The sequence below is a fragment of the Serinibacter arcticus genome (assembly GCF_003121705.1).
Classification (GTDB): domain Bacteria; phylum Actinomycetota; class Actinomycetes; order Actinomycetales; family Beutenbergiaceae; genus Litorihabitans.
The window spans coordinates 3,761,965-3,775,880 of record NZ_PYHR01000002.1 but is presented as its reverse complement, the minus strand read 5'-3'; the positions used below and the strand labels follow the sequence as shown (position 1 = coordinate 3,775,880).

11 protein-coding genes and 1 pseudogene are annotated in these 13,916 nt (G+C 65.6%); 8 read left to right on the top strand and 4 right to left on the bottom strand.

Annotated elements, in window-relative coordinates; translation table 11 throughout:
- Positions 1–511: 511 nt before the first annotated feature.
- Positions 512–889 carry a helix-turn-helix domain-containing protein gene (locus tag C8046_RS16780; RefSeq protein ID WP_158277251.1) on the bottom strand — a complete coding sequence of 126 codons (378 nt, stop codon included), beginning with the start codon at positions 887–889 and terminating at the stop codon, positions 512–514.
- A gap of 404 nt (positions 890–1,293) precedes the next feature.
- Between C8046_RS16780 and C8046_RS16775 the strand changes: the two genes are divergently transcribed.
- The 6 genes and pseudogenes from C8046_RS16775 to C8046_RS16750 form a co-directional block, all read left to right on the top strand.
- Positions 1,294–1,632 carry a hypothetical protein gene (locus C8046_RS16775; RefSeq protein ID WP_109230430.1) on the top strand — a complete coding sequence of 113 codons (339 nt, stop codon included), beginning with the start codon at positions 1,294–1,296 and terminating at the stop codon, positions 1,630–1,632.
- Between the two features lie 101 nt (positions 1,633–1,733).
- Entirely contained in the window at positions 1,734–3,569 is a 1,836-nt protein-coding gene (locus C8046_RS16770; RefSeq protein WP_109230429.1) for a DNA primase family protein, read from the top strand.
- Positions 3,570–3,674: 105 nt separating this feature from the next.
- Positions 3,675–3,950: a hypothetical protein gene (locus C8046_RS16765; protein ID WP_109230428.1), complete on the top strand. Its 276-nt coding sequence runs from the start codon at positions 3,675–3,677 to the stop codon at positions 3,948–3,950.
- 1,229 nt (positions 3,951–5,179) lie between these two features.
- On the top strand, positions 5,180–5,680 hold the full coding sequence (locus C8046_RS16760) for a hypothetical protein (protein WP_146197200.1): 501 nt from the start codon (positions 5,180–5,182) through the stop codon (positions 5,678–5,680).
- Between the two features lie 6 nt (positions 5,681–5,686).
- Positions 5,687–8,065, top strand: a complete 2,379-nt coding sequence (locus C8046_RS16755; RefSeq protein ID WP_109230426.1) for a relaxase/mobilization nuclease domain-containing protein — start codon at positions 5,687–5,689, stop codon at positions 8,063–8,065.
- A 137-nt stretch (positions 8,066–8,202) separates the two neighbouring features.
- Positions 8,203–8,712: pseudogene (locus C8046_RS16750) on the top strand (recombinase family protein); the annotation flags it as partial.
- Between the two features lie 50 nt (positions 8,713–8,762).
- Here the strand turns inward: C8046_RS16750 and C8046_RS16745 are convergent.
- The 3 genes from C8046_RS16745 to C8046_RS16735 all read right to left on the bottom strand — a co-directional run bounded on the left by C8046_RS16745 (position 8,763) and on the right by C8046_RS16735 (position 11,103).
- The gene (locus C8046_RS16745; protein ID WP_109230425.1) at positions 8,763–9,515 is read right to left on the bottom strand and encodes a hypothetical protein; all 753 of its coding nucleotides are present in this window, start codon (positions 9,513–9,515) and stop codon (positions 8,763–8,765) included.
- A 436-nt stretch (positions 9,516–9,951) separates the two neighbouring features.
- Complete coding sequence (locus C8046_RS16740) at positions 9,952–10,353, bottom strand: hypothetical protein (RefSeq protein WP_109230424.1); 402 nt, start codon at positions 10,351–10,353, stop codon at positions 9,952–9,954.
- 219 nt (positions 10,354–10,572) lie between these two features.
- Positions 10,573–11,103, bottom strand: a complete 531-nt coding sequence (locus C8046_RS16735) for a hypothetical protein (RefSeq protein WP_109230423.1) — start codon at positions 11,101–11,103, stop codon at positions 10,573–10,575.
- Positions 11,104–11,305: 202 nt separating this feature from the next.
- Here C8046_RS16735 and C8046_RS16730 point away from each other — a divergent pair, with 202 nt between their 5' ends.
- Together C8046_RS16730 and C8046_RS16725 are read left to right on the top strand one after the other, a co-directional pair.
- The gene (locus C8046_RS16730; protein WP_109230422.1) at positions 11,306–11,638 is read left to right on the top strand and encodes a histone-like nucleoid-structuring protein Lsr2; all 333 of its coding nucleotides are present in this window, start codon (positions 11,306–11,308) and stop codon (positions 11,636–11,638) included.
- Positions 11,639–12,114: 476 nt separating this feature from the next.
- The gene (locus C8046_RS16725; RefSeq protein WP_146197199.1) at positions 12,115–13,677 is read left to right on the top strand and encodes a cutinase family protein; all 1,563 of its coding nucleotides are present in this window, start codon (positions 12,115–12,117) and stop codon (positions 13,675–13,677) included.
- Positions 13,678–13,916: the final 239 nt, after the last annotated feature.

Below are 13,916 nucleotides of genomic sequence, written 5' to 3'. Positions count from 1 at the left end.
CTTCCAGATCGGCGCGCGGGCCCCTCGCGCTCCTCGTCCGACGATGTGGGCGAGTGGGTCGGAGAGGACCGCAGGCCGCTCGTCATGCACTGGACGTCTCACTGGGTATACCGGCCTTCGGCCAGCGGCTCGCTGCCAGACTGTCTGGGCATCATCCTTGCCGGCGCTCCGCACCGGGTTGGTCGCGGGGCGAGTGCGACGGGCAACGGTAGGACCAGCTGCACCTGGTCCTACGCATGTCCTACCCCACGCCCTACAGCGTTCTCGCAGGTCAGAACAGGTTTGTTGAACATGTAGGAACTGTAGGACGAGTAATCGAAAAGGTGACACCTGGAAAGACCAGACTTCCTGTATCCACTATCCCTGCGGAGGCCAACCACAATAGAGACCTGCGAATCTGGTGGTACACGTCCTACGTGGCTGTAGTTTGCTCATAGTCGAGCGGAACATGCGTAGGACCGCGACCAGACAAGGCCCTACACAGGTCCTACAGGTTCTACGTCGTCGACCGTCAATCGCCGCGGATGGCGCGCAGTTCGGCGATGCGACGCCGTAGCCCCACCGCGCTGTCCCGTGCCGTGCGGTGGGCCTCTGCCGCCTGGCTGGTCTCCCACTCGGCCACCGAGAGATCGCGCTCTAGCTCACCGATCTCATCGTCGATCGCGTCCCGGTCACGCAGCAGAGCACCGAGGGGTAGACCCAACACCTCGGCAGCCGCCACAGCCTCTTCGAGGCGAACCGACCGCTCGCCAGCTTCCATCCGTGCGACAGCACTAGGGTCCAGGTGTCGCTGGAGCAACCGGCCCAGCGCCGCGGCAAGCGCCGACTGGCTCAGCCCCGACCTCGCACGTTCCTCCCGCAGGCGTCGCCTGAACACCTCGTGGGTCATTGCGACCTCCTCAAAAATCAGCCAAACCATGCTTCTTCCACATCGTACTCTGATGCGTCTTGCGAAAATCGTGTGACTCGCCTACAGTAGAGGCACGGCCAGTCACGGGCCGTTTCGCTGGACGACCGGTCGCAGGTCGGCAGCGGGATAGGAAAAACAACGCCGGTCTCGAGCTGCGACGCCGAGACCCCACGGACGACCATGGCTGGTCGACGTTGGGACGAGTGTGCCGGTCTCGGCTGCAATGCCGAGACCCCACGGACGACCATGGCTGGTCGGCGCTGGAAGTAGGTGTGCCGCCGCCGGGTTGAGACACCCGGTGGCCGTGAGTAGGGCGTGATTGCGCCGCCCCACTCACGCACATCATGCACGGAGCGCACCGATCTACTCGCGAGGCGTTACCCATGACCACCACAACCGTCGGCCGTCAGCTCACCGTGCAGCAGGCGTCTGCCATGGGCTACGGACACCCTGACACCATTCGACACCGCATCAAGTCGGGCGCTCTCCCGGCGATGCGGATCGACAAGCGCGGCACCTACGGGATCTCCCTGGAGGACCTCGAGCGGTCCGACCTGGCGGCTCGCTCCCGGGCCTACGCACCGGGCGTCCTCTCCGACCCTGCGCCGCCCCAGTCTGACGACGCGTTCGCCAACGCACTGGCAGCTCGAATCGTAGCGACCTGGCCGCGTCTCTCCCCTACGCGCAAGGCCGAGCTCGGTCGCCTCCTCGCCGTGTCCTGACGCGACAAAGGCCCCGCCGAGGCGGGGACTTCATCTAGATCAACTCAACCCCGGTCACGAGTTCGCCGCTCGTGTGCACGACCAGAAGGTACCTCTCAATTATGACAGATTCGACCAGTCAGACCAACCCCGTCGCCGACGCCTTGTCGGCGACACAGAAGCTCTTCGCGGCCCGGACCGACATGGTCCCGCTCAACGAGATCGTCACCCACTGCACCCGCGCCTACCTCGAGGCGATCGACGTCTCCCGGCCGCCGACGGCCAGCATGGTGGAGTCGGAGCTGCTGGGCCTGCTCACCGCGGTGGTGAAGCTGGAGAACGCCAAGGCCGGCAGCGCCCCCGAGCGCTACCCGATGCCGCGGTACCTGACCAACTGGCAGGTGGCCCAGCTGATGCTGACCCTGCACCACGTGATCCGCATCGCGCCCAACGCCAAGGACACCGACCGCGAGTACGACCTGCTGGCGATGTACCAGGCCACCGGCCCCTCGCGCGGCACGTACACCACCAGCGAGGACGACATCCGCACGACCGCGCGCCGCTACAACACGCAGATCGCGCTCAAGGAGTTCGCCGAGGTCATGGCGATCCTGCGCGAGGACTCCCCGCGCCGGCACCAGTGCTCCGACCGAGACCTGATCGCCGTCAACAACGGCGTCTTCTACTACGGCCGCGAGCCTCGCGACCTGACCCTGGGCGGCACGGACTTCCACTTCGAGCCCAAGGAGCTGCGCCCCTTCCACCCGGCGCTGGTGTTCCTGGCCAAGTGCCACATCGACTACGTCGACCTGCCCGTCAACCCCGTCATCACGCACGCCGAGGACGGCACCGAGTGGGACATCGTCTCGTGGGTCGAGGACCTCTCCGACCACGAGGGCGTGCCCGATCTTCTGTGGGAGATCATCGGCGCGATCATCAGGCCGCACGTGCGCTGGGGCAAGACCGCGTGGTTCTACTCCGAGCAGGGCAACAACGGCAAGGGCACGCTGTGCTCGCTGATGCGCAACCTGTGCGGGCCCCGCTCGCACACCTCGATCCCGCTCAGCGACTTCGGCAAGGACTTCGCGCTCGAGCCGCTGGTGCGCGCCAACGCGATCATCGTGGACGAGAACGACGTCGGCACCTTCATCGACAAGGCGGCTAACCTCAAGGCGATCGTCACGAACGACGTCATCCAGATCAACCGCAAGTTCCGGATGCCGATGGCCTACCAGTTCTTCGGCTTCATGGTGCAGTGCCTCAACGAGTTCCCGCGCGTGAAGGACAAGAGCGAGAGCTTCTACCGCCGGCAACTGTTCGTGCCGTTCGACAAGAGCTTCACCGGGCGTGAGCGCAAGTACATCAAGGACGACTACCTCCAGCGCCGCGAGGTCCTGGAGTACGCACTGTGGCACGTGCTCAACGTCGCCGGCAGTACCGACCCTGGCAACTACTACGCGCTTTCCGAGCCCGAGGCCACCAAGAAGGTCCTGGCCGAGTACAAGGAGACCAACGACCCCGTTCGCGCGTTCTGGCAGGAGTTCAGGACTGAGTTCGTCTGGGACCTGCTGCCGTTCACGTTTCTGTACGACCTGTACAAGTCCTGGTTCGCCGAAGCCTCGCCCTCGGGTTCGCCGGTGTCGAACAAGCCGTTCATCGCTGACATCGTTGCGATCGTGCGGGCCGACGACCTGTGGCACTGCCGGGAGGCGACGAGCGGCAGCAAGAAGTATCCCGACATCCGACCTGGTCAGATGATGAACACCGGTGAACCTCTGATCGCGCGGTACGACCTGAAGCACTGGATGGATCCGCGCTACTCCGGCATCGACCCGGTCAAGAAGGGCCACCCCAAGTTGAAGGCGAACTACACCGGTCTTCTGCGCCAGCTCGGGCCCCTGCCCGGGGTTCAGGTCGACGCCGACGGCCTGGACGATGAGGGTGGGTCTGTCCGATGACGGAACCCAACGACAACGAGCTCGAGTTTCTCGTCTACGGAGATGGCGGTCCGCCGCGCGATCTACCGTCCTTGACAGAGTCGTGAACCGCTTCGTGTCCCCACTTTGGAGGACCTCAAGAGCCTGGCCGGCGGGGCGCGTGACGCTTCCCTGCTGTCCAGGGAGACGACGGAGGCTCTTGGCCTCTATCAGCGCGCGCTGGACCTCGATAGCAACAAGATGGGCAGCTCTGTCCACGACAAGCTCCAGCCGGTCCACCCGGAGGGGTTGCCGAGCCTGGGGACTCGCGCGGCGATCTTCGACGTCGTCCGGATCGTCGCCGTGGAGAACGACATCGCCCGCCTCGTCATCCGAACGACCGATCGACCGGGGGCTACGTGATGGATCGAGGGCGACCGATCGGCAACGGTCGTCGGCGAGCGATGTCCTGGCTCGACACCCGCGATGGGCACACATACCTGCTCCCGGCTATCGAGGAGATCGACCTGTGGACGGCTGCCTGCATGGAACGAGGCGGACGGCCTGGTGCCACACTCTTTGCGGTCGGCGGCTACGGCCGCTGGACGATCGATGCGGTGTGACCGCGCGGTAACGCACTCGCCATGACCACCCGAGGACTCGACTTCAGGGCTGCTGTGAACTTGGACATGGCAGCCCTGAAGCGACGTTTGCGACGCCGTAACTGAGCCCTGAGAGCGGGCCCCAGGAGCCCTGACCACCGTTCCCGACTCAGCCTCAGAACCAGTATCCAGACCGCCCTCGCGACGCGGGTCTCCCCCACGCCTCCCGAATGTCAGATCGAGGGCGCAGCAACGACACTCGCGAGACCACCAAGAGACCACCACCTTCGGGCCCTAACCCCGGGTCTCCCCCACGCCTCCCGAATGTCAGATCGAGGGCGCAGCAACGACACTCGCGAGACCACCAAGAGACCACCACCTCCGGGCCCAAACCCCGGGTCTCCCCCACGCCTCCCGAATGTCAGATCAACGGCGCAGCAACGACACTCGCGAGACCACCAAGAGACCACCACCTCCGGGCCCAAACCCCGGGTCTCCCCCACGCCTCCCAAATGTCAGATCAACGGCGCAGCAACGACACTCGCGAGACCACCAAGAGACCACCACCTCCGGGCCCTAACCCCGGGTCTCCCCCGCGGCTCCCGAATGTCAGATCAACGGCGCAGCAACGACACTCGCGAGACCACCAGGAGACCACCGCTCGGGGAAGATCGCCCATGGCGCAGCCCGCGGGTTCGCGCTGTGACAGCATCTGCGTGTGGTTGGCACAAACCTGCCGCAATCTCCTGCAGGGCTTGTCGTTCAGGCACAAGCCCTTGGGGGCCCCTCCGAGCGACAGCGAGGTGGGGAGGCATGGCGCAGCCGGAATCCTCGGAGAGCGCGGAGCGCGATGGACCAGGATCCGGCTGACGATGACCGAGCTTGCGAGGTCATCTGTCAGACGGATCAAACTGGTCCTCAAGTTTGTCCGGCGGGTGTACAGGCGGTATTCTTGGTGCTCCCGAATCGATCAATGCATCGATGTCAGCACCGCTTGACGGCAGTGCGTTGACGCGATCAGTGCATCGTCGATTCGAGGAGAACAGGCCCGTGGCCGCCACCCGTCCCACCAAGCGTCGGCCCAAGCCGTCGCGTTTTCCGTTGCGTGGCGCAGTGCGCCTGGACGACAAGTCCGGGGCCGCAGTGCACCGCATGCGCCAGGCACTGGCGCACAACCGCGGCGTCGAGGTCGACGCCGTCTCCTTCTCCGAGGCTGTCCGCGGCCTACTGGTCGACCGCGACCAGGCGGCGCGGGAGCTCGCCGGTCAGCCGGGCTCGTGGCCCACGTCGAGGACGATCGAAGTTCCCGCCGACCTCTGGGACGGCCTCACGGACTGCCGTAACAGGCTGTCCCACTCCCAGGGATCGCTGTACACGATCATGCGCAAGCTCAACTTCGACGCCGAGGTCACCAATGAAGAGGTGCGCGAGGCCTTCGAGGCCGTCCAGGCCTCGAAGCGAGCGGTGACGGGGATGGAGGATCTACTCGTCCACTTCGTGCAGGGAGCGACGGACGCAGCGGTAGCGAAGTCCGACGCGCAGGCGAGCTGACCGACCATGGTCACCATCTCGGCGCAGTCCACGCGCACCTCGGCCGCGGTCATTCGCTACGTCATGAAGGATCCCGTCGCCATCTCGGCGATCAACTCCCCCGTCGTGCTCTTCGAGCAGCGCCTGCGCCAGGTCCGGGTCCAGCACGGCAAGGACGGCGTCCGAGCGAAGGTCGAGGTCGACGAACGTGGCAGGGCCCGGCGCGGCGTGGACGGCTCTGCCATCGTCGTCACCGATTCCCGGGGTCACACGATCTACGAGGCTCGGTACCTCCAGGCGTACTGCCTCGTGCAGAGTTTCGGTCCCGACGAGCTCGACCCTGACGACCCGGCGTCCTGGGAGCAGGCGCAGGAGCTCGGCCGAGCGTTGGCTCAGGACCGGTTCTCCGGACATCCGGTACTGATCGTCACCGAGGTCAACGGCCGTTCAGGCTGCGTCCACAACCACATCGTCGTAGGTGCGATCCACGTCCAGACCGGTCTGAGCCTCGATTCCAACGTCGTCACCCACGCGCGGCTCGCGCTCCACCACGACCGGGTGCTGCGCGAGCACTGCTTCGAGCAGCGCCGGGACATGCAGGCGATCACAGCCGCCGCCCAGACTCAGATCAACGCCCTTCGAGCACGGGCCGAGGCCGACATGCCCCTTGGCATCAGCGCTACCCAGCGTCGTCGGCGACTCCTGGCTGCCGAGAACTACGTCCGGCTCAAGGGCGTTGCCGGCACATCCAGCACCCAGGACCGTGAGTACCGCCGTCGCCGAGAGTTCGATCGGTATCTGTTGCGTGAGCAGGACCGAGCGGCAGCGCTGGACATCGGCGTAGACCCTGAGCCCGAACGCTTCTCCGAGATCGAGCTCGAGGCCCGCATTCGGAGCGCTCTCTCCGATCCGCGCAGCCAGTCCTGGGAAACTCTCAGCGACGCGGCTCGTGAGTACCGGGTCACCATCGAACAACGCGGCAAGGACGTCAGCTACGGCCAGATGCTCATTCAGCCCGACGGGACCGTCGCCGAGCCGTCTCGTGCTCACCTGCGTCGGGGAGGCCAGCCTGGTTCGGGCAAGGGTCTCGGTGACGGTTTCCGTCTAACCGATGTGGAAGCCGCGATCCAGAGAAACGTCGCGCAGCACCAGGCGGCCACGACTGCTGACCTGTTGTTGCCCGCGGTGGCCGAGCTCAGGGCTCAGCAGCAGGAACTGGACCGGCGCATGTCGGTCCGGCGAGCGGAGAGCTCTGCACGTCTCGCGGAACTTGAGGCAGCGATCGATACCGACGTGGCAGCGCTCGAAGGCCGCATCGCGCATCGTCGCGAGGTCCTGGCGGCCGAGCACGCCGATGTCTCTCGGGCCCAACGGACGATCCTCGACAACCCGCCGACGGCATACCGGGGCATGTCCAGCGAGCTGCTCGCGGACCTGGCTGACGAGAAGGTCATCGTGCGCAGCGCGTGGATCGGTCCTCTGCGATCGATCCGAGAGGCGAACCTCGAGGCGATGCGCGACCAGCACGAGCTGTCCCGAGACGAAGCCGCCTACCTCGATGTGCTGTGGCGATCGCTGGACTGCCCGACGACGGCCGATGAGCGCGGCAAGCCGGTGGTGTCGGTGTCGGTGTCGGTTTCGCCGCCGGTGCCGGTGGTCACTACCCACGAACAAGACTCTGGACCTGTCGTAGCCGATTCCGCGTCGGCCTCCCCTGCTCTGGTCGGCGAGCCTAACGTCGCGTCGGCGGTGTCGGATCAACCGCTCGAGCAAACGCCGCCCTCCGCCTCCGGGACCGACACCGCACAGGACACCAACGCACGAGCGCCGATCTCGTCCGTCATACGGGCGGTCGCCTCCGCCCGCCAGCACCACCGGTCGAAGGTGCGCCAGATCCGGGCGACCACCGACAATATGCAGTCGCGCCTCGACGGTCTGGCCGAACTGGAAGAGACCTGGCACGGCCGACTTCCGTCGACCCTTGACCAGCGTCGAGCGTTCGAGCAGACAGCCAACCAAATCGGCATTGGAGACGCGGTTCTCGCTCGGGTCCAGGCCCACCTCGACCCTCAGCTGCACGCCGTGCTCACGCAACGGGTGGAACAGGCTCGCGCTCACGACGCATCGATCGAGCGACTGAAGAAGCTCGACCGGGCACGCCCCGGCCTCGCGCGGGCGGCGCAGCGGGACCCTTCTGGAAGCGGCCCTCGCCGCCTGCGAACCAACCTCAGCGATGCCAGGTTTGAGCAGGGCTACCAGCAGCGAATCAGGGCCGATCGCTCGGCCGGCATCTACGACCCCCGTCCGCGGGAGCGCATGGAGTACCTCAAGCTCAAGACGGCGGCGGCAGCAGCTGAGCTTCAGGAGACGGAACACCAGCCACAGACTGATGATGAGATCCAGTGAGCTTCGGGCACACACGCACCTCGACCATCGACAAGCAGCTCGACGACCTGCAGCGCGACGCGCTGCTGGCAGCAGGCGTCGCCGAGCGCGACATCTTTTCCGACCAGGTCTAGGGCTCCAAGGCGACCAAGCCACGGCCGGGGTGGTCGGCCGTGGACGAACGGCTGCGCGAGGGAGACGAGCTCGTGGTCTGGCGCATCGACCGGATCGGGCGCTCGATGATCGACGTCATCACCACCGTCCAGGCGTTGACCGAGAGCGGCGTCGTGGTGCGGTCGATCTCCGACGGCATCGACCCCTCCACCCGCGAGGGCCGGCTGATGCTCCACCTGATGGCCACGTTCGCCGAGTACGAGCGGGAGCTGATCCAGGAGCGGGTGCAGGTCGGGGTGAACTCGGCCAAGGCCCGCGGGGTGAGGTTCGGCCGGGCGGCCCCCGACCTCAAGAAGGTCGCCCGGAACCTCCGCAAGGTCGAGCACCTCATGGAGGCCGAGGGACTGGGCGTCGTGGAGGCGGCCAAGACGGTCGGCTGGTCCGAGGCGACCTACTACCGGCACCGAGCTCAGGCGGTCGTCTCGTGGCCCCTGTCTCGGCTACTGGGAGACCTCGCGGCCGGGTCGCCAACGCTCACGGAGCCGCGCGTGTGAGTTCGGATGAGGGGTCGATCGTGACGCGTTCAGGACTGTAGATCCCGCGGCTAGACCGAGGTCGCGCCCAGTTCCAGAGCGCGGGACTCAATCGACTCGGGCCACCCCCACACCCCCCAGCCTTCCTTGGACGAGAGGTAGAACGCGTCAGGGGACTTCGTTCGGGAACGCCAGAATTGCTCCCAAGCCTCTCGCTGCGAGTCGTCGTCGAAGTGCACGAACACCGCACCCTTGTAACCTGCAGGGCTGCCCTCGTGGCAACTGCGCGACGTCCAGTTGTCGCCCGGGTCCGACCGGATCTCGTCGAAGTCGTCCGTGCAGCCCAGATCCGCGTGTTGGTCGCGAGCCACCTCTATCGGGTCCGCCACGATCTCGAAGACCTCGGCGTTGGCAGTCGCTCGGAAGATCGCCGTCGACTCGCTGCCCGTACCGCTGGCGACGGAGTACTCCCAGCCGTTCCAGTCTTCGCCGTCACGCAACTGCTCGTAGTTACCCGGGTACCCGGTCGCCTCAGCGAGGCACTCTGTGCCAGCCAGAACGCTCATCGCAACGCCGAGGTTCGGCATGTCGCCGGCGAGGATGTCGTCGGCGGTGACGTCACTGCCTTCGGCCAGGTCTCGTGCGTCCTGCCCGAGGACCTCCAGCAGCACAGCCGACCCATCGAGCCTGATCAGGTCACCACCCTGATCAGTGCAGGCCTCGTACAACGCCTCAGCCATCTCCGTGTTGCCACCCCCTGCCGAGCAACCGGTCAGGGTCATCGCGACGACGGGGACGAGGGTTAGGAGGTGCTTGCCGCGCACGAGTACTGCTCCAAGTTCGGTGTGATGGGACGAAGCCTGTCGATCTGCACGTCGACGCCGACTCATCTTCGAGTCGCAGCGGCGCAGCTCGCAAATCGGACTACCGACGAACGACCCTCGAGTGGTCGCGAGACGATCGCTATGAGCTCTGACAGCGACAAAAGTTGCACCGAGTCCTGGTGCCTCTGTGGCCCAGCAGTTGACCAACGGCACCAGGTTCGCGACGTCGGGCCCAGGCTGCCGCGGCGAGAACGTGTCCGGCTCGTCGCAGTGCCGGTGCTGGTCACGCGTCACGTCGTGGCACCAACTTCCGATGGTCGTCTCGTAACCCCCGTCTCAGAAGGCTCGCTAGCGAGACGGGTATCAGAGACCCGCTCACCCCAGCGATGGTGGTGAGCGGGTCTCGTCGCATCTAGGAGATGTCTACGAGACAGAGTCAGTCATCGTAATCTTCGAACGCGGGCAGGCCGGAGACCCACTCTGCGAGAGCCTGGCCGTTGGGACGCGCCTCGAGGTCGGAGAAGTCCGCGTTCTCCGGGTCGGCGAGCAGGCCAAGGATGATCTGGCGTGTGATGTCGTCCTGAGAGTTGAACGTCCGCAGGTCCGCCTTCTCCGTCGGCCAGTTCTCCTCCCGGCCATCTGCGAACTGTTCAGCGACTAAGAAGTCGGCAAATCGTGCCCGGATCTCAGGGTCTTCGAGCGGGTCCCGGCTCAGCGCAGCCTTGAACTGGTCTAGTGCGGAGAGAACATCAGGAGCTTCCACGTCGCCTCTCAGCGGAGCAACGCGGATCTTCCGGTCCTCGGATCGTGTCTCGACGGTTATAGTGAACTTGGTCATGAAAATCCCCCTGCTGTTGACGACCCATGCGGGTCCGTGACATGGCTAATACTAGCTACGGCCGCTCTCGGCGGAGTTCCTCAGGCGCCCAACGGTCGCGCCGCCAAGTTATCCCCAGTTGCGCGAATGCTTGGTTGAGGCTGATCCCGCCTTACTAGGGCTCGTAGCTATATTTGAACTCAGTCGCCTGAGCTGAGGATCCCGGGCGACGGTCGCGGTTCACGCATCCGGATCGTTAGCCTGACCAGAGGCTTCGATGATGGAGCGGATCGTGTCCTCCGCAATCGCGTAGGCCGTCTTCCAAACCTCGCTGGACTGACCAGCGATTCCGGGCCACCCGTCCACGGCTTCCTTGACCCAATTCTCGACGTCAATCGCGAGTGTGGTTTCACCAGCCATGCTTGCGAGGTCACGATGTCTTCGCACCACTGCCACGGCCCGCTGCTCGATGGCCCTCACGATGAGCTCAGCCCGCTCCTCCTGGTTGAGGCTGAGCCAGTCGACTCGCTCCGAGTGCTCCGCCTCGATGAGGTTGATCTCAGCTTCGAGGTTCTCCGCGCCCGTCTGGCATCCGGGACAGATCAATCCCGTCACAAACCCCGACTTGAAGTCCGCGTTCCAGCGGGCGGCCTCTCTAGTTCGCTCCCGGTAGCGACGCCCGCACCGGGCACACCGGTCCGGCACTGTCTGCCCGTGAACCTCGACCGTGGAGTTTACTTCCGCGCGCAAGCGCTTCTTCTCGTTCTGCACTGCAGCCCCCTGCATGTATCTGGCGACGCGAGTATCCGGTCACCGCTAAGTTGTCTCAGCGGACCTAGGATAACCACACGTCCGCGTGGCACGGCGCAAACGGCCAAGACTCTCCGAAAGCTGCGGCGAGTACGGTAGGTCCACGGGTATGGCAGGATGCCCACCTAACTGGGCAGAAGATGCCCGTGAACAGGAGCTCCCGATGGTGCAGAAGACGACCGTGACCTATGTCGATGACCTCGACGATTCGGTGACTGATGACGTCCAGAGCGTGACGTTCGCGCACGAGGGGCGGACGTACGAGATCGACCTCGGCGCAGCAAACCGCGAGGCCTTCGCGGAGCTCCTTGGTCCCTACAAGACGGCTGGCCGACGTGTTGGCCGCGCAGCCTCTTCGGCAACGACTCCGGCACGAAGCAAGTCGTCGGACTTGGCGAAGATCCGCGCCTGGGCGGCTGCGCAGGGGATCGCCGTCAACGAGCGTGGCCGGATCTCGGCCAGCGTGCGCGAGCAGTACGAGGCAGCCCAGAAGTAGGGGGCCACCACAGGGCGGGCCGGGAGCGCGTCCGACATCTGCCGGCGTGCTCCCGGCCATGTCCGCACATCTAGGCTCTAGGGCACAGCCGACGGGACGGAAAGCGCCGTGCGAGAGCAGGTCCCGGACGTCAACGCTGGTCCTTGCGTCACCGGCGACCGCGGCCGATCACATCGAGACGGCTGCCTCTTTCGTGGAGATTCGAGCGTCCGAGTCCAGGCACGGAGAACGCTGGCGACCGCCCAGGTTCTGTAGCGCGTTCGAGTACCTTCCCACCGAAACGACCCCGTCGGTCTGGAGCCACTGAGCTCCGGGACGGCAGGGTCTGTTCCTTCTGTTCCCGGAGACTGGACGGCATCACCTCACCTCCGTCAGCTACCTCCGAAGACCTGCCGAAGCCCATCTAACGACGCGCGTGAAACTTGGACCCGCGCTAGGTTCTCATTGAACTCGGTTTGAACCGCCTAAGGAGACTCGTGCGCACATCCCTTCGACGACGCCTCGCGGGTCTGATCGCGTCTGTAGCTGTTGCTCTACCCGTCATGGTCGCGGCGACAGCTGCCCCTGCCGCGGCCTCCACCTGGACGTCTGTTCCCAGCCAGTGGCAGCTGCCGACGAAGGCCTGCACGCAGGTGCTGTTCATCGGCGTCCGAGGATCTGGCGAGAGCGCCACCGAGCATGGCGGTTACGGCCGCATCGTCGAGCGCATCCGCGACGGCGTCCGCCTCCCGTCCGAGGGAAAGACCACCGTGACCGAGGTAGCCCTGGAATATCCGGCGCTGCCGATCGGATCCTGGTCCGGACCGTCGCTGGTAAGCGCCGTCCTGGACATCGGCAACAACTTCCTGACCTTCGACATGACGTCGCGACCGGGGTATATGGAGAGCGTCCAGACTGGAGCCGACAACCTCATCGAAACCCTGGACGACCAGTACGTCCGTTGTCCAGACCAGCAAGTGGTCCTCGCGGGCTACTCCCAGGGAGCGTGGGTCATCCACCTCGCGCTGGCCAGGCGCGGCAACCACGCCACCTCCCAGATCTCGGGCGTCGCCCTCATAGCCGACCCTGGACGCAATCCGCTCGAAGGTGTCGCCGGCACCAAGGTGGGCAACCCGTCTCGAGGCTTCGGTGTCGGCCCCGCCATGTCACGCGTCGTGACCACGACCACCGGTATGTCGCACCTGAGCATCCTGCCGTCAGGTTCGGGACTGCATCTGCCGACCCGCGTGTGGGGCAGGACGATCGACGTCTGCCTCGCTGGCGACCCTGTGTGCGACGCCTACACCCACCAAATCGGCCAGGGCTCGTCTCTGGAAACGAAGATCGAGTTCGGCATCCTGGCAGCGCGTCTGGGGACGCTGGGAGTGCACACCTCCTACGGGCAGTCCACTGACTTCGACCCGGGCAACCTGCTCAAGATCGGGTACGACTTGAACGACCTCATCAGGCCGACGGTCGCTCCCCCGGTCGAACCCATCCGCTTCACCGACGTCGCCCCCACAGACCAGTTCTACAACGAGATCACCTGGATGCGGACACGGGGGCTGACCACCGGTTACGCCGACGGGTCCTACCGCCCGCTGGAGCCGGTGCGCCGCGATGCGATGGCAGCCTTCCTCTACCGACTCGCGGGGAGCCCACCGTTCACCCCGCCCACCCAGTCACCGTTCACCGACGTCACCCCGACCACGCAGTTCTACCGAGAGATCGCCTGGCTCGCTGAAGCTCGGATCTCGACGGGCTGGCCCGCAGGAGGCGGCCGCGCAGAATTCCGCCCCCTCTCCCTCGTCAACCGGGATGCGATGGCTGCGTTCCTTTACCGCTTCTCGGGGTCTCCGCTCGTGGCGCCCGGCATCGACGACTTCGTCGACGTCCCGCCCGGCACCCAGTTCTACAACGAGATCACGTGGATGAGTCTCACGGAACTCTCCACCGGCTGGACGACTGCAGACGGGCGGAGGGTCTTCCAGCCAACATCCCCAATCGCCCGCGACGCCATGGCAGCGTTCCTCTTCCGGTACGACCACAACTTCGGATAGGAGCGCGAGCGTGCCCTGCCAGATGGGCCGAGCTCACGAATATTGCCAAGGCCGTCGAGTGGCAGGGGTGCCTTTAAGAAGACCCCGTCGGTCTGAAACTGCTGCGCTCCGGGCGGTGGGTGGGGTGCTGCTGATCTGTGAGATCTCGAAGTCAGGTGGGGCGCGGCTCGGTGGCCGGCAGTGCGTCGTTCAGCGCTCGGGATCGGCTTGATCTAGTGTGGATCGGACGATCGGAGTCG